Genomic DNA, 26,174 nt, shown 5'->3' with positions numbered 1-26,174 from the left:
GTAGTATCTAGACCCATGGCAGCAACCCGGAGGCGGTTATCCCCTGAAGACCGCCGGGCCGAGTTGCTCGCCCTGGGGGCCGAGGTCTTCGGGAAACGGCCTTACGACGATGTCCGCATCGACGAGATCGCAGAGCGAGCCGGGGTGTCCCGCGCCCTGATGTATCACTATTTTCCGGACAAGCGTGCGTTCTTCGCCGCGGTGGTCAAGGAGGAGGCGGACCGGCTCCACGAGGCCACCCAGAACCTGCCGCCCACCGGCCTGACCATGTTCGAGGAAATCCGGATCGGGGTGTTGGGGTACATGGCGTACCACGAGCAGCATCCGGAGGCCGCTTGGGCCGCATATGTCGGCCTCGGCCGGACCGATCCGGTTCTGTTGGGTATCGACGACGAAGCCAAGAACCGCCAGCTGGAGCACATCATGGACCGCATCGGCGTGGTGGTCGGCGATATTCCCGGCGCGAAACTGAGGCCGGAGGTCGAGCGGGATCTGCGGATCATCCTCAACGGCTGGCTGTCGTTCGCCTTCGAGATCTGCCGACAGCGCATCATCGACCCCACGACCAATGCCGAACGCCTGGCCGACGCCTCCGCTCACGCACTGCTGGATGCGATCGCCCGGGTGCCCGAGATTCCGCCCGAACTCGCCCACGCGATGGCGACCGCGCGGCAGATACCGCAGGGGTGATTCGGCCCGGCGCTTACCGGCACCTGGCAACTCGGTGGTTATTTGTCGGTACCCGTTGGCACGATGGCTAGGTGACCTCGTTAGGCCGATTCAGCGCGATCACCCGCGACTGGTTCGCCAGCACCTTCACCGCGCCCACCGCCGCACAGGCCAGCGCGTGGGAAGCGATCGCCGACGGCAAGAACACCCTGGTCGTTGCGCCGACCGGGTCGGGTAAGACGCTGGCGGCGTTCCTGTGGGCTCTGGACAACCTCGCCAGCCTGGCCGGTTCGGCGGACCGGCAGCCCGGAACCCGCGTGCTGTACGTGTCTCCGCTCAAGGCGCTGGCGGTCGACGTCGAGCGCAACCTGCGCACGCCGCTGGCAGGACTAACCCGGCTCGCCGAGCGGCGCGGTCTGCGGCCACCCGAGATCAGCGTCGGGGTCCGCTCGGGCGATACCCCGCCCGCACGCCGGCGTGAGCTCATCAGCCACCCGCCCGACATACTGATCACCACGCCGGAGTCGCTGTTTTTGATGCTGACCTCGGCCGCGCGCGAAACCCTGGCCGGCGTGCAGACCGTCATCGTCGATGAGATCCACGCGATAGCCGCTGGCAAGCGCGGCGCACACCTGGCGCTGTCGCTGGAACGGCTGGACGACTTGGCTGTCGGCCTGCCCGACGGCCGCCGCGCGCAGCGCATCGGGCTCTCGGCGACCGTGCGGCCCCCCGAGGAGCTCGCGCGGTTCCTGTCCGGCGGGGCCCCGACCACCCAGACAACGGTGGTCGCTCCCCGCTCCGCCAAGACTGTCGAGCTGTCGGTGCAGGTGCCGGTGCCCGACATGGCGAACCTGACCAACAACACCATCTGGCCCGACGTCGAGGCGCGGCTGGTGGACCTGATCGAGTCGCACAATTCGACGATCGTGTTCGCCAATTCGCGACGGCTGGCCGAGCGGCTTACCGCGCGGCTCAACGAGATCCACGCCGAACGATCCGGGATTGCGCTGGGCGACGAGACCAACCCGCAGGTCGCCGGCGGGGCGCCGGCGTACGTCATGGCCAGCGGCCAGACCTTCGGCGCACCCCCGGTGCTGGCTCGGGCCCACCACGGCTCGGTCAGCAAGGAACAGCGCGCTGTGGTCGAAGACGACCTCAAACGCGGGCAACTCAAGGCCGTGGTGGCGACCTCGAGCCTGGAGCTCGGCATCGACATGGGCGCGGTGGACCTGGTGATCCAGGTAGAGGCCCCGCCGTCGGTAGCCAGCGGACTGCAACGCATCGGGCGTGCCGGACACCAGGTCGGCGAGATCTCGCGCGGGGTGCTTTTCCCCAAGCACCGCACCGATCTGATCGGCTGCGCGGTCAGCGTGCAGCGGATGCTCACCGGCCAGATCGAAACCATGCGGGTGCCCGCCAACCCGCTGGACATCCTCGCGCAGCACACCGTGGCGGCCGCCGCGCTGGAGCCGCTGGACGCCGACCGCTGGTTCGACACGGTGCGTCGCAGCGCACCGTTCGCAACCCTGCCGCGCAGCGTATTCGAGGCCACCCTGGACCTGCTGTCCGGCAAATACCCGTCGACCGAATTCGCCGAGCTGCGGCCGCGGCTGGTCTACGACCGCGATACCGGCACCCTGACCGCGCGGCCTGGCGCGCAGCGGCTGGCCGTCACGTCCGGCGGCGCCATCCCGGACCGCGGCCTGTTCACCGTCTATCTCGCTTCGTCTGTCGAAGACTCCGGAAAACCGTCGCGGGTCGGCGAACTCGACGAGGAAATGGTCTACGAGTCGCGCCCCGGAGACGTCATCTCGCTGGGCGCCACCAGCTGGCGGATCACCGAGATCACCCACGACCGGGTGCTCGTGATCCCCGCGCCCGGCCAGCCGGCCAGACTGCCGTTCTGGCGCGGCGACGACGTCGGCCGGCCCGCGGAGCTCGGCGCCGCGCTCGGCGCGTTCACCGGCGAGCTGGCCGCCCTGGACCGCGACGCGTTCGGGAAGCGCTGTGCGGGCCTGGGTTTCGACGACTACGCGACCGACAACCTCTGGGTGCTGCTGGACGACCAGCGGACCGCCGCCGGGGCGATACCCACCGACACCACGCTGCTGGTCGAGCGGTTCCGTGACGAGCTGGGCGATTGGCGGGTGATCCTGCACTCGCCGTACGGGCTGCGGGTCCACGGGCCGCTCGCGCTGGCGGTGAGTCGGCGGCTGCGCGAACGATACGACATCGACGAGAAGCCCACCGCCTCCGACGACGGCATCGTAGTGCGGTTGCCGGATTCCGGAGACGGCCCGCCGGGCGCCGAGTTGTTCGTGTTCGATGCCGACGAGATCGACCCGATCGTCACCGCCGAAGTCGGCGGTTCGGCGCTGTTCGCCTCGCGGTTCCGGGAATGCGCGGCACGCGCCCTGCTGCTGCCCCGCCGACACCCCGGCCGCCGCTCACCGCTGTGGCACCAGCGTCAGCGCGCCGCCCAGTTGCTGGAAGTGGCCCGCAAATACCCCGACTTCCCGATCGTGCTGGAGACCATCCGCGAGTGCCTCCAGGACGTTTACGACGTTCCGACTTTGGTGGAGCTGATGGCTCGCATCGCGCAGCGCAAGGTGCGAGTGGTCGAGGTGGAAACCGCCAAACCCTCCCCGTTCGCGGCGTCCTTGTTGTTCGGGTACGTCGGCGCGTTCATGTACGAGGGCGATGTCCCGCTGGCCGAGCGCCGGGCCGCCGCGCTCTCACTGGACAGCACGCTGCTGGCCGAGCTGCTCGGTCGGGTCGAACTACGCGAGCTGCTGGACCCCGAGGTCGTCGCCGCGACCGGCCGCCAATTGCAGCACCTGTCGGCCGACCGGGCCGCGCGCGACGCCGAAGGCGTCGCGGATCTGCTACGGCTACTCGGCCCGCTGACCGCCGACGAGGTCGCTGCGCGGGCCGGCGTCGCCGACGGCGTCGACATCAGCGGCTGGTTGGAAGGTCTCCGCGCCGCGCGGCGCGCGCTGACGGTGTCGTTCGCCGGCCGTAGTTGGTGGGTGGCCGTCGAAGACATCGGCCGGCTGCGCGACGGGGTGGGCGCGGCGGTTCCGGTCGGCGTCCCGGCCAGCTTCACCGAAGCGGTCGCCGATCCGCTTGGCGAGCTGCTCGGCCGCTACGCACGCACCCACACCCCGTTCACCACCGCCGAAGCGGCCGCCCGGTTCGGCCTGGGACTGCGGGTGACGGCGGACGTCTTGGGTCGGCTGGCCGGGGACGGTCGGCTGGTGCGTGGCGATTTCGTCGCCCCCGAACCATCGGGCGTGTCCGGCGGTGCGGGGGCCGAGCAATGGTGCGACACCGACGTGCTGCGCATCCTGCGGCGACGCTCGCTGGCCGCGCTGCGGGCCCAGGTCGAGCCGGTCAGCACCGCGGCCTACGCACGGTTCCTGACGGCTTGGCATCAGGTCGGCACCCCGGATTCGGGGCCCGCAGGGGTCGACCGGCTGGCGTCGGTCATCGATCAGCTCGCCGGCGTGCGGATACCCGCGTCAGCGCTGGAACCGCTGGTGTTGGCTCCCCGCGTCCGCGATTACTCGCCGACGATGCTCGACGAGCTGCTCGCGGCCGGGGAGGTCACCTGGTCGGGGGCCGGGTCGATCTCCAGCAGCGACGGCTGGATCGCACTGCACCCCGCCGATTCCGCGCCGTTGACCCTCGCGTTGCCGGTAAGCAGGCCCGCCGACCTCGACTTCACCGACGCCCACCGCGCGATCCTGGACACGCTGGCCGGCGGCGGCGCCTACTTCTTCCGCCAGCTGGCCTCCGACGGGCTTGCCGAGGCGCAGCTCAAAACCGCGCTGTGGGAACTGATTTGGGCCGGCTGGATCACCGGTGACACGTTCGCACCGGTGCGCGCGATGCTCGGCGGCGGCGGCGCGCGCACCCGCAAGCGCTCCGCCCCTGCGCATCGCGGACGTCGCGCACCGCGCCTGAGCAGCTACAGCGTCGCGCACGCGCACGCTCGCACCGCCGACCCCACCGTCGCCGGGCGTTGGTCGGCGCTGCCGGCTCCGGAGCCGGACTCCACCCTGCAGGCCCACTATCACGCCGAGCTGCTGTTGAACCGCCACGGCGTGCTGACCAGGGGCGCGGTGGCGGCCGAAGGTGTGCCAGGCGGGTTCGCCACCCTCTACAAGGTGCTGAGCGCGTTCGAGGACGCGGGCAGATGCCAGCGGGGCTACTTCGTCGAGTCATTGGGCGGCGCCCAGTTCGCCGTCGCCTCGACCGTCGACCGGCTGCGCGGCTACAGCGACGATCCCGGCAGTTTCGCAGACCCGGAACGGCCCGAATACCGGGCGGTCGTGCTGGCCGCGGCGGACCCGGCCAACCCGTACGGCGCGGCACTGCCGTGGCCCACCACCGGCGCCGACGGCCCCGGGGCCCGGCCGGGCCGCAAAGCCGGGGCACTGGTCGTGCTGGTCGACGGGCAGCTGGCCTGGTTCCTCGAGCGGGGCGGACGATCGCTGCTGACCTTCACCGACGATCCCGCGGCCGACCACGCGGCGGCGACGGCGCTGGCCGACCTGGTGACAACACGCCGCGTCGCGTCGATCCTGGTCGAGCGGGTAAACGGGGTCGCGGTGCTGCACCCCGGCGGGCCCAGCCCGGTGGCGGCGGCTCTGGTCGACGCCGGTTTCGCCCGCACTCCGCGTGGGTTGCGACTGCGGTAACGCAATGCCCGAAGGAGACACCGTCTGGCACACGGCGGCCCAGTTGCGGGAGCATCTGACCGGCCGCACGCTGACGCGCTGCGACATCCGGGTGCCGCGTTATGCCACCGTCGACCTCACCGGAAGCGTGGTGGACGAGGTGCTCAGTCGCGGCAAGCACCTGTTCATCAGGGTCGGGCCGGCCAGCATCCACTCGCATCTGAAGATGGACGGCAGCTGGCGGGTCGGTAGCCGGCCGGTGCGCATCGACCACCGCGTCCGAATCATCTTGGAGGCCGGGGATATTCGGGCGCTCGGCATCGACCTGGGAGTGCTAGAGATCCTGGAGCGCGCACGTGACGGCGACGTGGTCGCACACCTGGGACCTGACCTGCTGGGCGAGGACTGGGACCCGGCGGTGGCCGCCGCCAACCTGACGGCACGTCCGGACCGGCCGATCGCCGAGGCGCTGCTGGACCAGCGGGTGCTGGCCGGGGTCGGCAACGTCTACTGCAACGAACTGTGTTTCGTCAGCGGACACCTACCGACCGCGCCGGTCAGCAACCTCTCCGACCCGCGACGTCTGGTCTCGCGGGCTCGGGACATGTTGTGGGCCAACCGCTTCCGCTGGAATCGCTGCACCACCGGGGACACCCGGACGGGACGGCAGCTGTGGGTCTATGGCCGCGGCGGGCAGGCTTGCCGTCGCTGCGGCACCCTCATCGCCTTCGACGACACCGGCGACCGGGTGGCGTATTGGTGCCCAACCTGCCAGCGCTGAACCGGGCCGGGCAGTTAAGGTCAATCCCGGCCGTGCGCCAGGAAAAACTGCGCGATGACCTGCGAGGCGTCGAAGGCCCGCGTCGTGGGCCCGATGACCACCTTGGGCAGGTACTGCTTGCCTCCCGGCCAGGTGTGCCCGCCGTGGTCGATCTGATAGAAAATCACCTCGGTGCCGGCCGCGCAGAGGGTGGAAGCGAAGCGGCGAACCAAGGTCCCGTCCCCGACGTCGGGCAGCACCTGCGCCGCGGGTTCGCCCTGGCACCCATCGATCACCCGCCATTTGTCGACCAGGCCGGCAGCCGAGATGGCATGGCTGACGCCGCCACGGCCGCGCACATCGCCGCCGTTGAACGGCACCACCGGATCGGAGGTGCCGTGCGCGTCCAGAACCGACACGGGCCGGGACGGCTCGCAGCCCACGCTCACGCCCAGCGTCCCGGACACCGGAGCGATCGCCGCGAAGACATCGGCACGGTCACAGGCCAACCGATTGGACATGAATCCGCCGTTGGACATGCCGGTGGCAAAGACATGCCCGGCGGGGACGGCGAACTCGTCCCGCAGCTTGCTCACCAACGCGACCAGGAACCCGACGTCGTCGAGATGGCGACGGTCCGCCGGCGACGCCCCTCGCCCGTCGGCCCAGCTCTTGTCGTAACCGTCCGGGTAGACCACCAGCAGGTTGCTGGCATCGGCAACGGCGTCGAAATCGGTCAGACCCTGCTGGCCGGTTCCGGTGCCTCCGCCGCCGTGCAGGCTGAGCACCAGGCCGACCGGAGGACCGGGCGGCACGTGCACGGTATAGGTCCGCTTCAGGCCGCCGAATGCAAACGTCCCGAACTGATCCCGGGCCGCGGCCTGTACAGGCCGTGTGCCACAGCTGGTGAGACAGGTCGCGATGGCGGCCAGCGAGACGGCCAGCGACAGCAATCGCGCCAGGGACATGGGGTCAAAATTACCGATTGCCGTCATTGCTCGAGGACAGTGGGCCAGTTTGCGGGAACCGCTCACCCCGCTGATGGCGGTCGGGGCATCACGGTGCCCTTGACCTCCAGGCCGTATGCGAGGTCCTCATATTTCTGGGGTTTCCTCTTGCGCCAGCCGCTTCCTGCGGACATCGGCGGCGGCATCAACGGCGGCAGCATGGGAAACCCGGACTCCCCGGAGGAAAGCGGGGATACCGCCGAAGCAAGCTGCACCGGCGTTTGCGCAGTGGGCATCAACCCCACCACGGCGGGTGGCGCGGTGAGGCTGCCCATCCGAACTCCAACACCGACCGCTGCTGTCGGTGCTCCCGCGGTGCCAAGGGCTGTGACCGCACCGGCCAAACTGGCCGCCGACGCTCCCAGCGCCGACTCCCCTTCCGAGAGGCCCTGGGCGATTTCGGGAGCCACCGCCTGCAGTGCCTGAGCCGACGTGTTCTGCGCCAGATAGCTCAGCAGGTTGATCGGGAATCCCGACGATATGAACTGGTTCGCGTAGTCGTTGGCCAGCTGAAACCACCCATTGTCAACGACATTATCGGAAAGCGATGACACGGTCGTTGTCGCGGTAGCGGCAGCCGAGGGCACGGCACGGGCTTGAGCGGACAGACCCGTCGCATTGACAACCGAAGGCGGCGAAGAGAACTGGGGCAGCGCGAGAGCTTGCGCAGACACTGCCTCATAGCGATACATCGCAGCAGAATTGTTGACCCACATGCTCTGGTATTGCGCTTCGGTTTCGGCGATAGCGGCGAGGTTTTTGCCGAATCCGTTGGTGGCGAGCAAGGTTGCCAGCTGAATCCTGTTGGCGCTGACCGTCGCCGGATGAACCACTGCCGAGAGCGTGGAGCCGAATGCCGCCGCAGCGACCTGCGCCGAGAAGGCCAGCTGCTGGCACTGCTGCGCGGTGGCACCCAGCCAGGTGAGGTAGGGCGCCACCGCCTGGATCATCGCCGACGAGGACGGACCGTGCCAGGCGTCGGTCACAGCGGACAACACCGGAGCATAGGAGCGAACAGAGTCCTCCAAATCGATGGCGAGCCGCCGCCACGCGCCGGCGGCTTCGATCAGGGATTCCGCCCCTGGCCCCGAGTGGATCAGTGCCGAGGTGACCTCGGGCGGCAATGATGTGAACTCCACAAAATCTTCATTGATTATCAAAGGAAATTTTTTGGAACATTGGGTCGACTACGGCGGGAAAACCCCAGGAACATTGCGTCCCGGATCACGAGATGGCGTCGACTGCGGTCGACAATCGCGGCATGAACTCGGCTGGAACGGGGATGTATCCGTCGTCCGCCAAACCATTCTGGCCGGCCTCGATGGTGCTGCGCAGGAACGCCTTTACGGCCATACCGACCTGAGCATCGGGATACTTCGAGCACACAACCTCGTACGTCGCCTGCACGATCGGGTAGGAGCCGGGCCAGTTTGGCCGGTAGAACGAGATGGTGTCGAGGGCGAGATCGTTGCCCGCACTGATGAACCAGGCAGCGGAAATCGTCTTCCCCACCGAGTCTGAGCTGATCGGTATCGGGTCCGGGCCAGCCGAGGTGACGAACTTCGCGGTGTTCAGCCGTTGCGCCTGCGCGAATGACCATTCGACGTAAGTGATCGACCCTTCGGCGCGATGGACGGCCGCGGCCACGCCTTCGCTGCCCTCGGCGCCCTCGCCGACACCGCCGTTGAACGTCTTTCCGGCACCCCGCCCCCACGCGCCGTTGGAAGAGGTATCGAGATATCTCTGGAAGTTCTCCGAAGTTCCGGACTGATCGCTGCGGACAACCACGCGAATTGGCTTGGCGGGCAAGTCGACATCGGGGTTCAGCGCCTGGATCGCGGGATCATTCCAGGTGGCGATGCCGCCGTTGAAGATCTTGGCCACAGTTGGACCGTCGAGGTTCAGCGATGCCAGACCGCTGACGTGGTAGGCGACGGCGACCGGACCGAACACCATCGGCAGGTTCCACACCGGTGAGCCGCACCGCTGCTGCGCCTTGGTGTACTCGCCCTTGCTCAGCGGCGAGTCCGAGCCGCCGAAATCAGTTCGGCTACTCAGAAATTCGCTGATTCCAGCACCGGAGCCGTTCGCCGTGTAGTTCAACGACTGGCCCGGACATGCTTCGTGGAACGCCTTGGCGAAATGGGTCATTGCGGTTTCCTGAGCCGTGGAGCCACTGGCCTTCAGGGTCAGCTTGCCGCCGCAGCTCACCTGGGTTGCATTGTTGACGCTTCCACATGCCGACACCATTGCACTCGCGGCCAGAATACGCAGCGCGGCACCAAACCGGTTAAATTCCAAGCTAATTCCTCGAATGGTGAGCGGCGCCGTCTTCCACGCAGTCTCGCGGCCAGGCTATCGCCGAACAAGACCGGATTGCGGATTTCCGCAACAGTTTGTCGCCGGTACACCCTCCCGACATACCGCGCTCAACATGGCCGCGTCCCGTATAACCAACCGCACAGAGGAGGCTTCATCCGGCAATGGCGACCAGCCAGGTGGGCTCGCCCAGACCCGTGCTGGCCGGTGTTGCCCTGGCGAGGGCGCTGCTCAGCTTCGCGACAGTCGCGGCCCCGAACGCGCACGCCGACGGCGTCGACGACGCCTTCCTGAACGCGGTGAAGTCCAAAGGCATCGACTTCGCGTCACCGCAGACCGCGATCATCGCCGGTCATGAGGTCTGCGACGAGCTCGACCTCGGTAGGCAGAAGTCCGACGTCGTAACCGATGTGACGCATAGCAGCAACTTGGACGGCTACCGGGCCGGGTTCTTTGTCGGCGTGAGTGTAGCCGCATACTGCCCGCGGCATCACTCCTAGATTTGCCGCCCGCTGACGAACTCGCGGCGAGACCCGCTGCGCGGATCGTCGAACTCGATACGCTGGGCCAGCAGTCGCAGCGGCGTGCTGAAGTCGTCGGCAGGCACGTCAATCACCTTGGGATACAACGGATCACCGCTGATCGGTATCCCCAGCGACGACATGTGCAGGCGCAACTGGTGGGTGCGTCCGGTGCGCGGCGTCAGCCGGTAGAGCCCGTCGGATGACTGGAGCTCAACCAGCGTCTCCGCGTTGGGAGCACCGGGTTCGCAGACCGCCTGCAACTGGCCGCGGCGCTTGACGATGCGGTTGTGCACCACCCGCGGAAACACCAGCGCCGGGTCGACCGCCGCCCGGGCCAGATAGGTCTTGCGCACCAGACCGCGGGCGAACAACGTCTGGTAGGGACCCCGCAATTCGCGTCGGGTGGTGAACAGCAACACCCCGGCCGTCAGCCGGTCGAGGCGGTGGGCCGGGCTGAGCTCGGGCAGTCGCAGTTCCCGTCGTAGCCGCACCAGTGCGGTCTGCGCGACGTGGCGCCCCCTGGGCATGGTCGCCAGAAAATGCGGCTTGTCGACGACGACGATGTCCGCGTCTTGATGCAGCACCGTGATTTCGAAAGGCACCGGCACTTCATCGGGCAGGTCGCGATAGAGGTAGACGCTGGAGCCACCCGGCAGCACCGTCGCCTCATCGACCACCGTTCCGTCGGCGTCGACGACTTCCCCGGCCAGCACTTTCGCGGCGGCCAGGGCACCGAACCGGGCGGTCAGCTCGGCCAGCACCGGCCCGCCGTGCAGCCGCACCCGGGCGGGCCCCAAGCCGTCGCGAACCGGAAGTGGCGGGGCTTTCACCGAAAACTCAATTGAGCGGCACCGGCTCGAGGATCTCGGCCCGCGCCTCGGGCGCGCTGGCGCGCAATTCGTCTGCCGACACGTCGTCGGGCTGGGCCTGCGACAGGATCTCGGCCTCCACCCGCGCGTTGTAGTTGGCGACCTCACGATTGACGTCCTCGGCGGTCCACCCCAGCACCGGGGCGACCAGGTCGGCCACCTCGCGGGCGCAGTCGACCCCGCGATGCGAGTATTCGATGGAAATGCGCATCCGGCGCGCGAGAATGTCCTCGAGATGCAGTGCGCCCTCGGCGGCAGCGGCATATACGGCCTCCACCTTGAGGTAGCCGGGCGCCTCCTTGATCGCGCCGAGCAGCTCTGGGCGGTCCGCCGCCAGGGCCAGCACGTCGTCCATCAGGGAGCCGTAGCGGTCCAGCAGATGGCGCACCCGGTAGGGATGCAGTCCCACTCGCTCGCCGACGTGTTCGACCTGGTTGATCAGTGCGAAGTACCCGTCAGCGCCCACCAGGCTCACCTTCTCGGTGATCGACGGCGCCACCCGGGCCGGAATGAACTGCACCGCAGCGTCTATCGCGTCGGCGGCCATCACCCGATAGGTGGTGTACTTGCCACCGGCGATGGCGATCAGACCCGCCGCGGGCACCGCCACGGCGTGCTCACGGGACAGCTTGGAGGTCTCGTCGCTCTCCCCGGCCAGCAGTGGTCGCAGCCCGGCATACACGCCGTCGATGTCGGCGTGGGTCAACGGAGTGGCCAGCACGGTGTTGACGGTGCTCAGGATGTAGTCGATATCGGCCTTGGTGGCCGCGGGGTGGGCCAGGTCGAGGTCCCAGTCCGTATCGGTGGTCCCGATGATCCAGTGGCTCCCCCACGGGATGATGAACATCACCGACTTCTCGGTGCGCAGGATCATCGCCACGTCGCTGACAATCCGGTCCCGTGGCACCACCACATGCACGCCCTTGGAGGCGCGCACCTGGAATCGGCCGCGCTGCTTGGACAACGCCTGGATTTCGTCGGTCCACACCCCGGTGGCGTTGACCACGACGTGACCGCGGACCTCGGTGGTCGAGCCGTCCTCGGAGTCGCGCACCCGCACGCCGGTGACCCGGTCACCTTCCCGCAGCAACGCCACCACCTGAGTGGAGCACCGCACCACCGCGCCGTAATGCGCGGCGGTACGCGCGACGGTCATGGTGTGGCGGGCGTCGTCGACGACGGTGTCGTAATAGCGGATGCCGCCGATCAGGGCGCTTCGCTTCAGGCCCGGGCTCAGTCGCAACGCACCGGCACGAGTCAAATGCTTTTGCGCCGGAACCGATTTCGCACCGCCGAGGGTGTCGTAGAGCAAGATGCCCGCGGCGATGTACGGGCGTTCCCACATTCGCTTGGTCAACGGGAACAAGAACGGAAGCGGCTTGACCAGGTGCGGCGCCAGCTTCGTCAGCGACAACTCGCGCTCATAGAGCGCCTCGCGCACCAGACCGAACTCCAGCTGCTCGAGGTAGCGCAAACCGCCATGAAACATCTTCGACGAGCGGCTCGATGTGCCGGAGGCAAAATCACGCGCCTCGACCAGCGCCACCTTGAGGCCGCGCGTGGCCGCGTCCAGCGCACACCCGGAACCCACCACGCCGCCCCCGATGACCACCACATCGAACTGCTCGGCGCCGAGTCGCTCCCACGCCAGCGCGCGTTGCTGCAGTCCCAGTTCGTGGATCGGACTGGTCATTCGCCGAAACTCCCGTCAGTTACTCGTCGGTAGGGCAATGCTCCAGCCAGACTACGGGGAGTCAGTCGAGGTCGTCGTGGGCCATGAGCCGGCGGGCGGCCTCGGTGATCGAGCCCGACAGCGACGGGTAAACGGCCAGCGTCTGAGCCAATTCGTTGACGCTGATGCGGTTGGTCACGGCCACCGCGATCGGCAGGATCAGCTCCGAGGCGATCGGCGCCACCACGACGCCGCCGATCACCACGCCGGTGGACTTGCGACAGAAGACCTTGACGAAACCCTGCCGGATCCCCGACATCTTGGCCCGCGCGTTGGTCCGCAACGGCAGCATGATGGTGCGGGCGCTGAACGTCCCGTCGTCGATCGCCGACTGCGGCACGCCCACCGCGGCGATCTCGGGTCGGGTGAACACCGTCGCGGCGACGGTGCGCAACCGGATCGGGCTGACGCCTTCGCCCAGCGCGTGATACATCGCGATGCGGCCTTGCATCGCGGCGACCGACGCCAGCAGCAGCAGGCCGGTGCAGTCGCCGGCGGCATAGATGCCGGGTACCGAGGTACGCGAGACGCGGTCCACGGTCAGGTAGTCGCCCTTGCCGAGCTCGATGCCGACTCGTTCCAGTCCGAGGCCGCTGGTGTTGGGCACCGACCCGATGGTCATCAGGGCGTGGCTGCCCTCGACGGTGCGGCCGTCGGTCATGGTGACCAGGACCCCGGCGTCGGTGCGGGTGACCGACTCGGCGCGGGCGTTCTTGAACAGCTGGACGCCACGCTCGGCGAACGACTCTTCCAGGACCGCCGCGGCGTCCGCATCCTCGTACGGCAGCACCCGGTCCCGACTGGCCGCCACCGACACCTGCACACCCAATTCGGTGTAGGCGTGCACGAATTCCGCGCCGGTGACCCCTGAGCCCACCACGATGAGGTGTTCGGGCAACGACTGCAGGTCGTACAGCTGGCGCCAGGTCAGGATCCGCTCACCGTCGGGCTGGGCCGACGGCAGGATCCGGGGGCTGGCCCCGGTGGCGATCAGCACCACTTCGGCGTCGTGTTCGCTGGTCGAGCCGTCACAGTGGGTGGCCTCGATGCGGTGACGGGCCAGGCCGGGGCTGGGGTCGATCAGCTCGCCGCGCCCGGCGATCACTTCGACGCCGACGCTGCGCAGCTGGGCGGTGATGTCGGCCGACTGCTCGGCGGCCAGCGTCTTGACGCGGGAATGGATTTGCGGCAGTGAGATCTTGGCGTCTTCGATGTCGATCTCGAAACCCAGCCGCGGCGCGCGGCGCAGCTCGGTGCGCAGGCCGGTGGAGGCGATGAACGTCTTGGACGGCACGCAGTCGTCCAGGACGGCCGCCCCGCCAACGCCTTCGCTGTCGATCACGGTGACGCGGGCCGTGTCCGGATGTGAGGTCGCGGCGACCAGCGCGGCCTCGTAGCCGGCCGGGCCTCCGCCGATGATCACGATGCGGGTCACCACAGGCCATAACCTAATCGCGACGATGCAGCCACGCGAGCCCGTCCCGTCTAAGCTTTCCCCGTGCCGCTCTACGCCGCGTACGGGTCGAACATGCATCCCGAGCAGATGCAGCAACGCGCACCCCACTCGCCGATGGCCGGAACGGGCTGGTTGCCGGGATGGCGGCTGACGTTCGGCGGCGAGGATTTCGGTTGGGAGGGTGCGCTGGCCACCGTCGTCGAGGACCCGAATTCCAGGGTGTTCGTCGTGCTTTACGACATGACACCCGCCGACGAGAAGAATCTGGACCGGTGGGAGGGCTCCGAATTCGGTGTGCACAAGAAGATTCGCTGCCGGGTGGAGCGCGAGTCCTCAGACACCACTATCGATCCCGTGCTCGCATGGCTATACGTGCTGGACGCCTGGGAGGGCGGGCTGCCTTCTGCGCGCTACCTGGGCGTGATGGCCGACGCGGCCGAGATTGCCGGTGCGCCAGACGATTACGTACACGATCTGCGTACTCGCCCGGCCCGCAACATCGGTCCGGGAACCAGCGCCTAGCCTCCTTTGCCGCGAGCGTGCGTGTTTGTACACGACACGCGGCTGCCGGCTGGCATTCTGCGCACGCTCACGCGGCACTGGCGCGCTCGAGACACCGCGCGATGCGGGCGACGAGTTCTGCCGGCCTGTGCCTGACGTCCTCGGCGATGATGGGCACCACCACCCAACGCAGGTCCTGCAATGCGCTCGCGCGTCGCCGGTCCCGGCGAAAAGCGTCCGGCCCGCTGTGCCAGTCCAGGCCGTCGTACTCAGCGGCCACGCGGTGCTCGGGCCAGGCGAAGTCGAGCCGCCAGAGGCGCCCCTGCAGATCAACGATCTCGTACTGCAACACGGGCGGCGGCAAGCCGCCGTCGAGCATGACCAGCCGTGCCTCGCTCTCCATCGGCGACTCGGCCAGCGGGGAGGCCAACCCGAGCAGCTCCCGAGCCGCGACAACGCCGCGCCGCCCGGAATGCCGCTTGAGCACGCTCCGCAGTTCGTCGCGGTCGCAGGTGCCGCTGCGCAACGCGGCGTCCAGCGTCGCCAGGGCTCTTGGCCTGCGCAGGCTGCGCGCCACCTCGATAGCCGTCCACGTGGGCACGGTTGCCGGCCGCCCGGCGACGATGGCCAGCGGTGCGCCCGCACGGCGATGTACCACCAGACCGCGGGTCGGTCGCAGCTGTTGCCCACCGGGGTTTAGCACGTGGAGGTCCGTATCTTCTTCGGTGTCGAAGCCGTACGCGGCCGCTGCGGTGCTTAGACAGACCGCGATCGTCGTGCCTGTAGCCAAATCCAGGCCGCGCAGCCGCAGCGCATCGGTGATTTCACCGCGGCCGTAAATGTTGTACCAAACCTTTTGCAACACACCGCATTTCAAGCTGATCTCCAGGCCGCGGCGGGTGAGGTGGGTCAAGGTCTGGGCGGAGGTAGCCACGCCGCCTTGCGCCGTGAGCAATCGGTCGAGCTCCGCATTCACGCCCGGTATCGTCGGCGCACCGCGGCACGCCCACAATTCACCTCCTGCCGAGCGTGCGCAGAATGCCGGCCGAAGGCGGCGTGTCCTGTACAAACACGCACGCTCGCGGGTGGTGGCAGCGGGTAGTGGCAGTTAGAAAGCGGCGGCCTGCTCGATGATGTTGACCAGCACCCGCACGCCGATCCCCAGCGCCCGCTCGTCGAGGTCGAACGTCGGCTGATGCAGGTCCAGCTGCGGCCCCTCGCCGGACCAGACGCCCAACCTCGCCATCGCGCCGGGGATCTCCTCCAGGTACCAGGAGAAGTCCTCGCCGCCGCCGGACTGCCGGGTGTCGGCCAGCACATCGGGGCCGACGGCCTCGATCGCGTGGGTGAGGATGCGCGTTGAGACGTCCTCGTTGACCACCGGTGGCACCCCACGGCGGTACTGCAGCGTGTGTTCGATCTCCAGCGGCGACAGCAGGCCCGCGACGGCCTGACGAATCATCTCCTCGAGAGCCACCCAGGTCTGGCGGCTGGCGGTGCGCACGGTGCCGGCCAGCACGCCGGTTTGCGGAATGGCGTTGGGCGCCACACCCGCATTAACCGCGCCCCACACCAGCACCGTGCTGTTGCGCGGGTCGATTCGGCGGGACAGTACCCCGGGCAACCCGGTGATCAACGTGCCCAGCGCGTAGACCAGGTCCGCGGTCAGGTGTGGCCGCGACGTGTGCCCGCCCGGCGAATACAGCGTGATCTCGAGCTGGTCGGCCGCCGACGTGATAGGGCCTTGCCTGACCGCGACCTTGCCCACCTCCAGCCGGGGATCGCAGTGCAACGCGAAGATTCGTGACACCCCGCCTATCGCGCCGGCCGCGATGGCGTCGATGGCGCCGCCGGGCATCAGCTCTTCGGCGGCCTGGAAGAGCAGCCGCACCCCCACCGGGAGCTCCGGCACCGATGCCAAGGCCAGTGCGGCGCCCAGCAGGATGGCCGTGTGCGCGTCATGACCGCAGGCGTGCGCGACGTTGGGCATCGTCGAGGCATAGGGGGCACCGGTCCGCTCGGCCATGGGTAGCGCGTCCATGTCGGCGCGCAGCGCGATCCTCGGCTGATGCTCGGGGCCGAAGTCGCAGGTCAGTCCCGTCCCGCCGGGCAGCACCTTGGGGTTGAGCCCCGCATCGGCCAACCGTTCGGCGACGAACTGCGTGGTCGCGAACTCCTGCCGGCCCAGCTCCGGATAGCGGTGAATGTGCCGGCGCCAGGCGATCAGGTTGTCGTAGTTTGCCGCCAGCCACGATTCGGCGGTGTCGACGATGCTCATAGCGCCGCCCTGCGCTGCTGGGCAGCCAGGACCCGGTCCCGTTCGGCCGGGGTCTCGGCGAGCTGGACGATGGTGCGCGCCAGCATGATCGCCCCCTCGACGACCGCGCGGTCGGCGCTGGGACCGGCGGCCGCGTCGGCGAAGGCACGCTGATGAACCGTGGCGCCGCCCGCGTCGACCCCGATCACCGGATGGATCCCGGGCAGCACCTGCGTCACATTGCCCATGTCGGTGCTGCCCATCGGGAGCCCGGCCTCGACGTCGGGGGCAAGCGGGTGACGCCCGAGCCGCCGCATCTCCTCCCGGCACACATTGGCGAGCCATTGGTCGGGCTTGAGCTCCGCGTATGCCGGTCCCGGGGTGTTGATCTCGTATTCGCAGCCAGCCGCCAGCGCACCGGCGGCAAAGCAGGCGAACATCCTGCCCTCCAGCTCGCGCAGCGAATCCGACTCGGTCGCCCGCATCGCATAGTGCAACGTCGCGCGGCCGGGGATCACATTGACCGCCTGTCCGCCCTCGGTGACGATGCCGTGCGCCAGCTGTCCGGGCGCCATCTGCTGCCGCAGCACCCCAATGGCGACCTGCGCGACCGTCACCGCGTCGGCGGCGTTGATCCCCAGATGCGGCGCGACGGCGGCATGGGATTCTTTACCCCGATATACGACGGTGACCTCGGACAATGCCAGGGATCGAGCCCCGGCGATGTCGGCCGGGCCGGGGTGCACCATCACTGCCACGGCGACGTCGTCGAACGCCCCGGCCTGCAGCATCAGGGCTTTGCCGCCGCCGGCCTCCTCGGCGGGTGTTCCCAGCAAAGCCACCCTCAGGCCCAGGTCGTCGGCCACCTCAGCCAATGCCAGCGCTGTGCCCACTGCCGATGCCGCGATGATGTTGTGCCCGCAGGCATGTCCGATCCCCGGCAGCGCGTCGTACTCGGCGCACACCCCGACGACCAACGGTCCGCTGCCGAAGTCGGCGCGAAAGGCGGTGTCCAAACCGGCAGCGGGCGAGGTGATTTCGAAGCCACGCTCGGCGACCAGCGCCTGCGCTTTGGCGCAACTGCGGTGCTCGGCGAACGCGAGCTCCGGCTCGGCGTGGATCGAGTGGGACAACTCGACAAGATCGGCGCCACGACGCCGCACCACATCCTCGACGCTGTCCAAGGCGCTGGTTGCGGGCATGGAGGCAGTATCTCACTGACGAGCAGCAACGCGGACCGCACCGGTTAGGCTCGCCCAGTGACCGACTCCGGACCCGACGAACTGGCGCGTCGAGCAGCGCACGCCATCGCGGAGCACACCGGGGTCGCTCAGCACGACGTCGCAATCGTCCTCGGCTCGGGATGGGCTCCGGCGGTTACGGCGCTGGGCTCGCCAACCGCCGTGCTACCCATGGCCGAGCTGCCCGGGTTCACACCGCCGAGCGCGGTTGGGCATCGCGGCGAGCTGATGTCGATGCCCATCGGCGGGCACCGGGTTCTGGTGCTGGCCGGTCGCGTACACCCCTACGAAGGCCACGACCTGCGCCACGTCGTCCACCCGGTGCGGGCAGCCTGCGCGGCGGGCGCACGCATCGTGGTGCTCACCAACGCGGCCGGCGGACTGCGCCCGGACCTGCAGATCGGCCAGCCGGTGCTGATCAGCGACCATCTGAACCTGACCGCACGTTCGCCGCTGATCGGCCCCGAGTTCGTCGACCTGACCGACGCCTACGCTCCACGGCTGCGCCAGCTGGCCCGCGACGCCGACCCGAGCCTGACCGAAGGCATCTACGCCGGCCTGCCCGGGCCGCACTACGAGACGCCCGCCGAAATCCGCATGCTGCGCACACTGGGCGCCGACCTGGTGGGCATGTCGACGGTGCACGAGACCATCGCGGCCCGCGCGGCTGGCGCCGAGGTGCTGGGTGTATCGCTGGTGACCAACCTGGCCGCCGGTATCAGCGATGAGCCGATCAACCACGCCGAGGTGCTGGCGACGGGCGCCGCGTCGGCGACGCGGATCGGCTCGTTGCTGGCCGACGTCATCGCCAGAGCGCCGGCCTAGTCCGAGTCCCACTGTGACACCCGAGGATTGGATCGCGCACGACCCCGATCCAGTCACGGCCGCCGAACTGGCCGCCTGCGGCCCCGACGAACTGGCCGCGCGATTCGCCCGCCCACTGACGTTCGGCACCGCGGGATTGCGCGGGCCGGTGCGCGGCGGACCCGACGCGATGAACGTCGCCGTGGTGCTGCGCGCCACCTGGGCAGTGGCACAGGTACTTACGAGCCGCGGGTTGGCTGGCGCGACGGTGATCGTCGGCCGCGACGCCCGCCACGGGTCCACGGCATTCAGCATCGCGGCGGCAGAAGCCCTTGCCGCTTCGGGCTTTTCGGTGCTGCCGCTGCCCGATCCGGTGCCCACCCCGGTGCTGGCCTTCGCGGTACGCGACACCTGCGCCGCCGCCGGGATACAGATCACCGCGTCGCACAACCCGCCGTCCGACAACGGCTACAAGGTGTACTTCGACGGCGGCATCCAGATCGTCTCCCCCACTGACCGTCAGATCGAAGCCGCCATGTCCGCCGCTCCCCCGGCCGACCAGATCGCCCGCAGCAGAGTCCAATCCGCCGATACCGACCTGATGGACCGCTACATCGAGTGTGCGGCCGCAGTACGGCGCTGCACCGGCTCGGTTCGGGTGGCCCTGACACCACTGCACGGCGTGGGGGGTGCGGTGGCCGTCGAGACCCTGCGACAAGCCCGCTTCGACGAGGTGCACACCGTCGCGACGCAGTTCGCGCCGGATCCCGACTTCCCCACCGTCGCGTTCCCCAATCCCGAGGAACCCGGCGCCACCGACGCACTGTTAGGCCTGGCCGCCGATGTCGGGGCCGACGTCGCGATCGCCCTGGATCCCGACGCCGACCGGTGCGCGGTCGGAATCCCCACCGGATCCGGTTGGCGAATGCTCTCGGGCGACGAAACCGGTTGGCTCCTCGGTGATTACATCCTGAAGAACTCGGGTGAGCAGAGTCCGGTGGTGGCCAGCACGGTGGTGTCGTCGCGGATGCTGGCCGCGATTGCCCGGCATTACGGCGCAGTGCACGTCGAGACCCTGACCGGCTTCAAGTGGCTGGCGCGCGCCGACGCGGACCAAGCGGGCACGCTGGTGTACGCCTACGAGGAAGCGATCGGGCACTGCGTCGACCCCGCAGCGGTGCGCGACAAAGACGGCATCAGCGCCGCGGTGTTGGTGTGCGATCTTGTTGCCGCGCTGCAGGATCAGGGCCTTTCGGTGTCCGATCTGCTCGACGAGCTGGCCTGCCGCCACGGCGTGCACGAGGTCGCGGCGGTGTCGCGCCGAGTCGCCGACGCGGATGAGGCCGCCACGTTGATGCAACGGCTGCGAACCACCCCGCCCAGCGGGCTGGCCGGGTTCACCACCACCGATATCGCCGACGCGCTCGTCTTCACCGGCGGTGACGACGACATGTCGGCCAGGGTGGTGGTGCGGCCGTCAGGAACCGAGCCAAAGCTGAAGTGCTACTTGGAAGTTCGCTGCGCGCCAGACGCTTCAAGCGATGACCTGCGACGCGCCCGGGCACGGGCCCGGGCCATGCTCGGCGAGCTGGTCTCCGCAGTGAAAAGCTAACGCGGCCCGAACTGCCGGTCGCCCGCATCGCCCAGACCCGGGACTATATAGGCGATCTCGTTGAGATGGTCGTCGATCGCCGCGGTGAACACCCGAATGGCCGGGGCGATTTTCTCCAGGGCCGCAAGGCCTTCCGGTGCTGCCACCACACAGAGCACCGTGATGTCTGTCGCGCCGCGGCGCTGCAGCAGGCCGATGGTGTGCGTCATCGACCCACCGGTGGCCAGCATCGGGTCCAGGACCATCACCGGCAGATCAGACAGGTCGTCGGGCAGCGATTCCAGATACGGCACCGGCTGGTGAGTTTCCTCGTCGCGCGCGACGCCGACGAACCCCACCCTGGCCTCGGGCAACGCGGCGTGCGCCTCGTAGACCATGCCCAGCCCGGCCCGCAGCACGGGAACCAGCAGTGGCGGATTGGCCAGCCGCGATCCAACCGTCTCGGCCAGCGGTGTGCGTATCGAAACCGGCTGGCTGGGCGCATCCCGGGTGGCCTCGTACACCAACATCAGCGTCAGTTCGCGCAACGCCGCCCGGAATCCGGCGTTGCCGGTGCGTTCGTCGCGCAGCGCGGTCAACCGCGCGGCGACCAACGGGTGCTCAACGACGCTGACATCCACGGATTTCGACCCTAATGGCTCATGTAACAATCCGACGTAGCTCCGCTGAAACGCTCGCGTCAGTCGCCTCAACAGGCCGAACCCGCCCATATACTCCCCCGATGCGAGCCCTGCGGGTGTTCTGCGTCGTGGCGACGGTAGGGGTGGCACTGGCCTTGCCGTGGGGACAGAAGCCGCCGCGGGTGAGCCTGGCGGCGGCCACTCTCCCCACGCCTGCGCACGTGGTGATCGTGGTGGAAGAGAACCGCTCCCAGGCCAACATCATCGGCAACAAGTCGGCTCCGTTCATCAACGCGCTGGCCGCAGGCGGCGCCATGATGGCCCAGTCATTCGCCGAAACGCATCCAAGCGAACCCAACTATCTGGCGCTGTTTGCGGGCGACACATTCAGCGTGGCGAAAGACAGTTGCCCGCTCAACGGCGGCGCCCTGCCCAACCTCGGCTCTGAATTGCTGGCCGCCGGCCACACATTCGTCGGATTCGCCGAAAGCCTGCCGGCGGTCGGTTCGACGGTCTGCGTTGCGGGCAAATACACCCGCAAGCACGTGCCCTGGGTCAACTTCAGCAACATCCCGCCGGCGAACTCGGTGCCGTTCTCGGCGTTTCCGGCCCCGGGCAACTATGCGAGCCTGCCGACCGTCTCGTTCGTCATTCCCAACAACGACAACGACATGCACGACGGGTCGATCGCTCAGGGCGATGCCTGGCTGAATCGCCAGCTGTCCGGCTACGCCACGTGGGCCAAGGCCAACAACAGCCTGCTGATCGTGACGTGGGACGAGGACGACGGCAGCAGCCGCAACCAGATTCCGACGGTGTTCTACGGCGCGCACGTACAACCGGGGACCTACAACGAGCAGATCAACCACTACAACGTGCTTTCCACGCTGGAGCAGATGTATGGGCTGCCCAAGACCGGCAACGCGGCGAACGCGCCCGTCATCGCCACCATCTGGGGCGGCTAAGCGCTACCGGGACCGGCGCCGAAGCGGGCCGTCGCTATTCTGTGCCGCATGGCTGCTGCTCTCGTGCCCATCCGCTTGAGCCTTTCCGAAGGTGACCGCTACACCGTGTGGGCACCCCGTTGGCGCGATTCCGGCGACGAGTGGGAAGCGTTTCTGGGCAAGGATGAAGACCTGTTCGGCTTCGAGGCCGTGGCTGACCTGGTGGCGTTCGTGCGCAGCGATTCCGACAACGATCTCGTCGACCATCCGGCGTGGAAGGACCTGACCGCGGCCCACGCACGCAAGCTCGAACCGGCCGAGGAGCGGAAGTTCGATTTGGTTGCCGTCGAGGAGTTGGTCGCCGAGAAGCCCACCGAAGAGTCGGTGACCTCGCTGGCCGCCACGCTGGCGATCGTCTCGTCCATCGGATCGGTGTGCGAGCTGCCGGCGGTGTCGAAGTTCTTCAACGGCAATCCCACCCTGGGCACGGTCTCCGGCGGGATCGAGCACTTCACCGGCAAGGCGGGCCAGAAGCGCTGGAATGCGATCGCCGAGATCATCGGCCGCAGCTGGGACGACGTGCTGAGCGCGATCGACGAGATCGTCACTACGCCCGAGGTCGACGAGGCGGCGTCCGAGAAGGCCGCCGAGGAGTTGGCCGAGGAGCCGGAAGAGCCCGAGGACGAAGCCGACGAAGACGCCGCAGCCGAGGCTGCCGAGGACGCCGACGAGACCGAGACCGAAACCGAGGCCGACCAGGCCGACGAGACCGAAGACGAAGACGCCGGCGAAGAGGACGAGGAAGCCGACGACGAAGAGGACGCCCGCGCGGCCGGCGACACCGTCGTGTTGGGCGGTGACGAGGACTTCTGGCAGCAGGTGGGGATCGACCCGATTCGGATCATGACGAGTGCCGGCACCTTCTACACGCTTCGCTGCTACCTGGACGACCGGCCCATCTTCCTCGGCCGCAACGGCCGGATCAGCGTGTTCACCTCCGAGCGCGCCCTGGCCCGGTACCTGGCCGACGAGCACGACCACGATCTGTCCGACTTGAGCACCTACGACGACATCCGCACCGCCGCCACCGACGGCTCGCTGGCAGTCGAGGTCATTGACGACAACATCTACGTGCTGAGTGGGCTGGCCGACGACCTTGGCGACGGGCCCGACGCGGTCGATCGCGAGCAGCTGGACCTGGCGGTGGAGTTGCTTCGCGATATCGGCGAGTACTCCGAGGAGAGCACGATCGATAAGGCGCTGGAGACCGGTCGGCCGCTGGGCAAGCTGGTGGCCTATGTGCTGGAGCCGGACTCCGTCAAAAAGCCCGCAGGGCCGTACTCGGCTGCGGTACGTGAGTGGGAGAAGTTAGAGCAGTTCGTGGAGTCACGGCTAAGGCGCGAGTAGCGCTAGGCATGTGCTGACCGGGCTCGCCAGGCCCGTTTGACGGACAATCGAGGTTCCCCTTTACTGGCGGCAAGTGCCCGCCGACGTACGAAGGGGCGGCCGAGCGGGAGGTGAGCACAGTGACGCTTCCCGGCATTGGCCCGTTGCCGCTGTCCCAGTTCCAACGCCCGGGCATGCTGTTGTTCGGGTTGATCCCACTGGCGCTGCTCGCCGCCTACGTCATGGTTCAGGCTCAACGCCGGAATCGCCTGCACCGATACACCGAGGCGCATGTGCCGCAGTCGTTGTGGCGACACCTCCCGATCGCGCTGGCTCTGTTCGGCCTGTTCCTGCTGACGGTGGCGCTGGCGACGCCCACCCATGACATGCGCATACCGCGCAACCGCGCCGTCGTCATGCTGGTGATCGACAACTCGAATTCCATGCGGGCAACCGACGTCGAGCCCAACCGCCTGAGGGCGGCCGAGGAGGCAGCAAAACGGTTCGCCAATCAACTGACGCCGGGCATCAACCTGGGGCTCGTCGGTTTCGCCCGAACGCCGTACCTGCTGGTGCCCCCGACCCCGCACCACCAGGCGACCGTCGACGCGCTGCCCAAACTGCAGTTCGGAGACAGCACGGCCACCGGTGAGGCGATTTTCACCGCTCTGCACGCGATCGAAGCCTCGGCCGTAACCGCCGGCGACAAACCACCGCCGGCCCGCATCGTGCTGCTTTCCGACGGCGGCGCCAACAAGCCGCAGAATCCCAACGATCCGCATGACGGTGTCTACACGGCATCGCGACTGGCGAGGGACCACGGGGTGCCCATCTCGACGATCACGTTCGGCACCAAGGGCGGCAACATCGAACTCGACAAACAACGCGTCAACGTTCCCGTCAACCCCGACCAGATGAGGACCGTCGCGCGGTTATCCGGCGGACAGTCCTACACCGCCACCGATCTAGGCGAACTCAACCGCGTCTACGACAACATCGAGCAGGAGATCGGATACCGCACGGTAGCCGGGCCGGGCAGTGCCGGATGGCTGCGCCTGGGTGTCGTCGTGGCGTTCATCGCCGCGGGGTTGGCGTTGTTGATCAACCGCCGCCTTCCCGTCTGATCGGCCAGGCGGGTCAGGCGGGCAGCCTGCGGTTCAGGTACAACCCGGCCAGTACGGCGGCGGCCATCAACACCGCGCCGAGCAGGATCCATGCGCTACTGGCGTCGCCGCGTACGGTTTCATAGCCGATCTGCTGCTGCAGAGTCGCATACACGTCCTTGAGCGATTCCAGGCTGTCGGCGTGGAACGCCTGACCGTCGGTGATCTCGCAGATTTTCTTCAGGGTTTGGTCGTCGACGGGAACCGGGATGGTGGTTCCGTTGAAATCCACGGTGCCGTAGGGCGTACCGAAGGAAATCGTCGATATCTGCACTCCCTGCGACTTGGCGGCGCGAGCCGCGGTAAAGGCTCCCTGCGGGGCGTTGGGGTCCAGCGGTACGTTCTCGGCACCGTCGGACTCCAGCACGATTCGCGCGGGGGGCGGGCCGTCGCCGCCGCCCATCACCGCGCCGACGGTCGCGATGGCCTGCAGCGCCGTGAAAATGCCCTCTCCCGTCGCCGTTTTGGGAGCCGGCTGCAGGTTGTCGATCGCGGCCTTGACAGCGCCACGGTTTGTCGTGGGCGAGACCAGCAGGGTGGCGTTGGCGGCGAATTGCACCAGGCCGAGGTTGATCGCCGGCGTCAACTCGTCGGCGAACTGCTTGCCGGCCTCCTTAGCGGCGGCCAGTCGGCTCGGCGCGACGTCGTTGGCAGCCATGGACTCCGAGACGTCGATGACCAACACCACCACGGCCCGGTTCAGCGGGATCCGGATGTTGGATGTCGGTCCGGCCATTGCCGTCGTCAGCAGCACCAACGCCGTGACAAGCAGGATTGTGGGCACGTGCCGCCACCGACCGCGGCGAGCCGGCGCGACGGAGTCGAGCACATCCATGTTGGCGAATCGCAGCACCCGCCGCCGGCGGGCGAAAAGCACCGCGACATATACGCCCACCACCAGCAGCACGAGCAGCAGGAACAAGAAGAACCAGGCGTGCTCGAAGCCGGTGAGCGATATCGGGCCCAGCAGAGGCAACTTCACCTCACCAACTTGGTGTCAGTTCCGTCCGCCGTCAAGTTCGCTGCTCGGGGGATCAACGTCAGGAGAGTCTTGTATACTCGAACACATGTTCGAAGGAGCGATTGTCCGGTCGCAAGCCTCTAGCGTCGCCGAGGTCGAGGAGACCGTTGACGAGATCGGGCTGCGCACCCCGACCCCGGAGTCTCGGTCGTGGGTGCAACGCGTGGCGGCGGCGGCCCGCGCGGAGAACCAGGCTGCGGCTGCGCAGTTGGTGGCCATCGGGGAGTTGTTCGCCTACCGGCTGTCCCAGAGTTCGGACACCGAGGACTGGGCGATTGACACCATGGAGGCGGTGGCCGCCGAGGTGGGCGCGGGGTTGCGGATCAGCCAGGGCTTGGCGGCCAGCCGCATCCGCTATGCGCGGGCCATGCGCGAGCAACTGCCTCAGACGGCTGCGGTATTTATCGTCGGCGACATCGACTACCGGGCGTTTCAGACCATCGTGTATCGCACCGACCTGATCACCGACCCCCAGATCTTGGCCCGGGTGGATGCGGTGGTGGCGGCCAATGTGACCCGCTGGCCCTCCATGACCCAGGCCCGGCTGTCGGGCAAGGTCGATGTCATCGTGGCCCGCGTGGATGCCGATGCGGTGCGCCGGCGTAAA

The 26,174-nt window shown here is 68.2% G+C and carries 22 protein-coding genes; 11 read left to right on the top strand and 11 right to left on the bottom strand.

Going from position 1 to position 26,174, the window contains the following annotated elements:
• Positions 1 to 15 precede the first annotated feature (15 nt).
• The 3 genes from AC5Y21_RS02275 (at position 16) to nei2 (ending at position 6,132) form a co-directional block, all read left to right on the top strand.
• The gene (locus AC5Y21_RS02275; RefSeq protein ID WP_499909012.1) at positions 16 to 690 is read left to right on the top strand and encodes a TetR/AcrR family transcriptional regulator; all 675 of its coding nucleotides are present in this window, start codon (positions 16 to 18) and stop codon (positions 688 to 690) included.
• 71 nt (positions 691 to 761) lie between these two features.
• Positions 762 to 5,372, top strand: a complete 4,611-nt coding sequence (locus AC5Y21_RS02270; RefSeq protein WP_499909010.1) for an ATP-dependent helicase — start codon at positions 762 to 764, stop codon at positions 5,370 to 5,372.
• Positions 5,373 to 5,376: 4 nt separating this feature from the next.
• Positions 5,377 to 6,132, top strand: coding sequence for an endonuclease VIII Nei2 (gene nei2 / locus AC5Y21_RS02265; protein ID WP_499909008.1), 756 nt, complete (start codon positions 5,377 to 5,379; stop codon positions 6,130 to 6,132).
• A gap of 20 nt (positions 6,133 to 6,152) precedes the next feature.
• Here nei2 and AC5Y21_RS02260 read toward each other — a convergent pair whose 3' ends face one another.
• From AC5Y21_RS02260 to pstS, 3 genes are all read right to left on the bottom strand, one after another.
• Complete coding sequence (locus AC5Y21_RS02260; RefSeq protein ID WP_499909006.1) at positions 6,153 to 7,079, bottom strand: CE1 family esterase; 927 nt, start codon at positions 7,077 to 7,079, stop codon at positions 6,153 to 6,155.
• A gap of 62 nt (positions 7,080 to 7,141) precedes the next feature.
• Positions 7,142 to 8,257 carry a PPE family protein gene (locus AC5Y21_RS02255; protein WP_499909004.1) on the bottom strand — a complete coding sequence of 372 codons (1,116 nt, stop codon included), beginning with the start codon at positions 8,255 to 8,257 and terminating at the stop codon, positions 7,142 to 7,144.
• Between the two features lie 85 nt (positions 8,258 to 8,342).
• Complete coding sequence (gene pstS, locus AC5Y21_RS02250) at positions 8,343 to 9,419, bottom strand: phosphate ABC transporter substrate-binding protein PstS (protein WP_499909002.1); 1,077 nt, start codon at positions 9,417 to 9,419, stop codon at positions 8,343 to 8,345.
• Between the two features lie 182 nt (positions 9,420 to 9,601).
• Here pstS and AC5Y21_RS02245 point away from each other — a divergent pair, with 182 nt between their 5' ends.
• Positions 9,602 to 9,937, top strand: coding sequence for a DUF732 domain-containing protein (locus AC5Y21_RS02245; RefSeq protein WP_499909000.1), 336 nt, complete (start codon positions 9,602 to 9,604; stop codon positions 9,935 to 9,937).
• Here the strand turns inward: AC5Y21_RS02245 and AC5Y21_RS02240 are convergent.
• The 3 genes from AC5Y21_RS02240 to AC5Y21_RS02230 all read right to left on the bottom strand — a co-directional run bounded on the left by AC5Y21_RS02240 (position 9,934) and on the right by AC5Y21_RS02230 (position 14,000).
• Entirely contained in the window at positions 9,934 to 10,791 is an 858-nt protein-coding gene (locus tag AC5Y21_RS02240; RefSeq protein WP_499908998.1) for a pseudouridine synthase, read from the bottom strand. The two genes, AC5Y21_RS02245 and AC5Y21_RS02240, sit on opposite strands and share 4 nt — an antisense overlap.
• A gap of 7 nt (positions 10,792 to 10,798) precedes the next feature.
• Entirely contained in the window at positions 10,799 to 12,523 is a 1,725-nt protein-coding gene (locus AC5Y21_RS02235; RefSeq protein WP_499908997.1) for a glycerol-3-phosphate dehydrogenase/oxidase, read from the bottom strand.
• Between the two features lie 61 nt (positions 12,524 to 12,584).
• Complete coding sequence (locus tag AC5Y21_RS02230; RefSeq protein WP_499908995.1) at positions 12,585 to 14,000, bottom strand: NAD(P)H-quinone dehydrogenase; 1,416 nt, start codon at positions 13,998 to 14,000, stop codon at positions 12,585 to 12,587.
• 60 nt (positions 14,001 to 14,060) lie between these two features.
• Between AC5Y21_RS02230 and AC5Y21_RS02225 the strand changes: the two genes are divergently transcribed.
• Positions 14,061 to 14,540, top strand: a complete 480-nt coding sequence (locus AC5Y21_RS02225; RefSeq protein ID WP_499908993.1) for a gamma-glutamylcyclotransferase family protein — start codon at positions 14,061 to 14,063, stop codon at positions 14,538 to 14,540.
• A gap of 67 nt (positions 14,541 to 14,607) precedes the next feature.
• On the opposite strand, the gene AC5Y21_RS02220 is transcribed toward AC5Y21_RS02225, so the two are convergent.
• From AC5Y21_RS02220 to AC5Y21_RS02210, 3 genes are all read right to left on the bottom strand, one after another.
• Positions 14,608 to 15,495 (bottom strand): type IV toxin-antitoxin system AbiEi family antitoxin, encoded by an 888-nt coding sequence (locus AC5Y21_RS02220; RefSeq protein ID WP_499908991.1) that lies wholly within the window; start codon positions 15,493 to 15,495, stop codon positions 14,608 to 14,610.
• 132 nt (positions 15,496 to 15,627) lie between these two features.
• Positions 15,628 to 16,797 carry a M20 family metallopeptidase gene (locus AC5Y21_RS02215; RefSeq protein ID WP_499908989.1) on the bottom strand — a complete coding sequence of 390 codons (1,170 nt, stop codon included), beginning with the start codon at positions 16,795 to 16,797 and terminating at the stop codon, positions 15,628 to 15,630.
• Positions 16,794 to 17,978 (bottom strand): M20 family metallopeptidase, encoded by a 1,185-nt coding sequence (locus AC5Y21_RS02210; RefSeq protein ID WP_499908987.1) that lies wholly within the window; start codon positions 17,976 to 17,978, stop codon positions 16,794 to 16,796. The genes AC5Y21_RS02215 and AC5Y21_RS02210 overlap by 4 nt, the downstream gene beginning before the upstream one ends.
• 57 nt (positions 17,979 to 18,035) lie before the next feature.
• On the opposite strand from AC5Y21_RS02210, the gene AC5Y21_RS02205 reads away from it, so the two are divergent.
• Both AC5Y21_RS02205 and AC5Y21_RS02200 read left to right on the top strand, forming a co-directional pair.
• Positions 18,036 to 18,842 (top strand): purine-nucleoside phosphorylase, encoded by an 807-nt coding sequence (locus AC5Y21_RS02205; RefSeq protein WP_499908985.1) that lies wholly within the window; start codon positions 18,036 to 18,038, stop codon positions 18,840 to 18,842.
• 13 nt (positions 18,843 to 18,855) lie between these two features.
• Complete coding sequence (locus AC5Y21_RS02200) at positions 18,856 to 20,433, top strand: phospho-sugar mutase (protein ID WP_499908983.1); 1,578 nt, start codon at positions 18,856 to 18,858, stop codon at positions 20,431 to 20,433.
• Here the strand turns inward: AC5Y21_RS02200 and upp are convergent.
• Positions 20,430 to 21,053 carry a uracil phosphoribosyltransferase gene (gene upp, locus AC5Y21_RS02195; protein ID WP_499908981.1) on the bottom strand — a complete coding sequence of 208 codons (624 nt, stop codon included), beginning with the start codon at positions 21,051 to 21,053 and terminating at the stop codon, positions 20,430 to 20,432. The genes AC5Y21_RS02200 and upp overlap by 4 nt on opposite strands.
• 101 nt (positions 21,054 to 21,154) lie before the next feature.
• Between upp and AC5Y21_RS02190 the strand changes: the two genes are divergently transcribed.
• From AC5Y21_RS02190 to AC5Y21_RS02180, 3 genes are all read left to right on the top strand, one after another.
• Complete coding sequence (locus AC5Y21_RS02190; protein WP_499908979.1) at positions 21,155 to 22,018, top strand: alkaline phosphatase family protein; 864 nt, start codon at positions 21,155 to 21,157, stop codon at positions 22,016 to 22,018.
• 48 nt (positions 22,019 to 22,066) lie between these two features.
• A complete protein-coding gene (gene satS, locus AC5Y21_RS02185) occupies positions 22,067 to 23,404 on the top strand; it encodes a protein export chaperone SatS (RefSeq protein WP_499908977.1) in 1,338 nt (445 codons plus the stop codon).
• 119 nt (positions 23,405 to 23,523) lie between these two features.
• A complete protein-coding gene (locus AC5Y21_RS02180) occupies positions 23,524 to 24,507 on the top strand; it encodes a VWA domain-containing protein (RefSeq protein ID WP_499908975.1) in 984 nt (327 codons plus the stop codon).
• A 13-nt stretch (positions 24,508 to 24,520) separates the two neighbouring features.
• Here the strand turns inward: AC5Y21_RS02180 and AC5Y21_RS02175 are convergent, their stop codons facing one another.
• A complete protein-coding gene (locus tag AC5Y21_RS02175) occupies positions 24,521 to 25,528 on the bottom strand; it encodes a VWA domain-containing protein (RefSeq protein WP_499908973.1) in 1,008 nt (335 codons plus the stop codon).
• 85 nt (positions 25,529 to 25,613) lie between these two features.
• Between AC5Y21_RS02175 and AC5Y21_RS02170 the strand changes: the two genes are divergently transcribed.
• A partial coding sequence (locus tag AC5Y21_RS02170) for a DUF222 domain-containing protein (RefSeq protein WP_499908971.1) occupies positions 25,614 to 26,174 on the top strand: 561 nt, incomplete at its 3' end.

This window comes from Mycobacterium sp. NGS41 (genome assembly GCF_059812725.1).
Note: the sequence above shows the minus strand (reverse complement) of the source record. Positions and strands in the feature narration are given on the sequence as shown.

Bases quoted from the DNA above. Each gene is read 5' to 3' on its own strand.
- AC5Y21_RS02275 (WP_499909012.1), top strand. From the start codon at position 16: ATGGCAGCAACCCGGAGGCGGTTATCCCCTGAAGACCGCCGGGCCGAG.
- nei2 (WP_499909008.1), top strand. From the start codon at position 5,377: ATGCCCGAAGGAGACACCGTCTGGCACACGGCGGCCCAGTTGCGGGAG.
- AC5Y21_RS02260 (WP_499909006.1), bottom strand. From the start codon at position 7,079: ATGTCCCTGGCGCGATTGCTGTCGCTGGCCGTCTCGCTGGCCGCCATC.
- AC5Y21_RS02245 (WP_499909000.1), top strand. From the start codon at position 9,602: ATGGCGACCAGCCAGGTGGGCTCGCCCAGACCCGTGCTGGCCGGTGTT.
- AC5Y21_RS02235 (WP_499908997.1), bottom strand. From the start codon at position 12,523: ATGACCAGTCCGATCCACGAACTGGGACTGCAGCAACGCGCGCTGGCG.
- AC5Y21_RS02215 (WP_499908989.1), bottom strand. From the start codon at position 16,797: ATGAGCATCGTCGACACCGCCGAATCGTGGCTGGCGGCAAACTACGAC.
- AC5Y21_RS02210 (WP_499908987.1), bottom strand. From the start codon at position 17,978: ATGCCCGCAACCAGCGCCTTGGACAGCGTCGAGGATGTGGTGCGGCGT.
- AC5Y21_RS02190 (WP_499908979.1), top strand. From the start codon at position 21,155: ATGCGAGCCCTGCGGGTGTTCTGCGTCGTGGCGACGGTAGGGGTGGCA.
- satS (WP_499908977.1), top strand. From the start codon at position 22,067: ATGGCTGCTGCTCTCGTGCCCATCCGCTTGAGCCTTTCCGAAGGTGAC.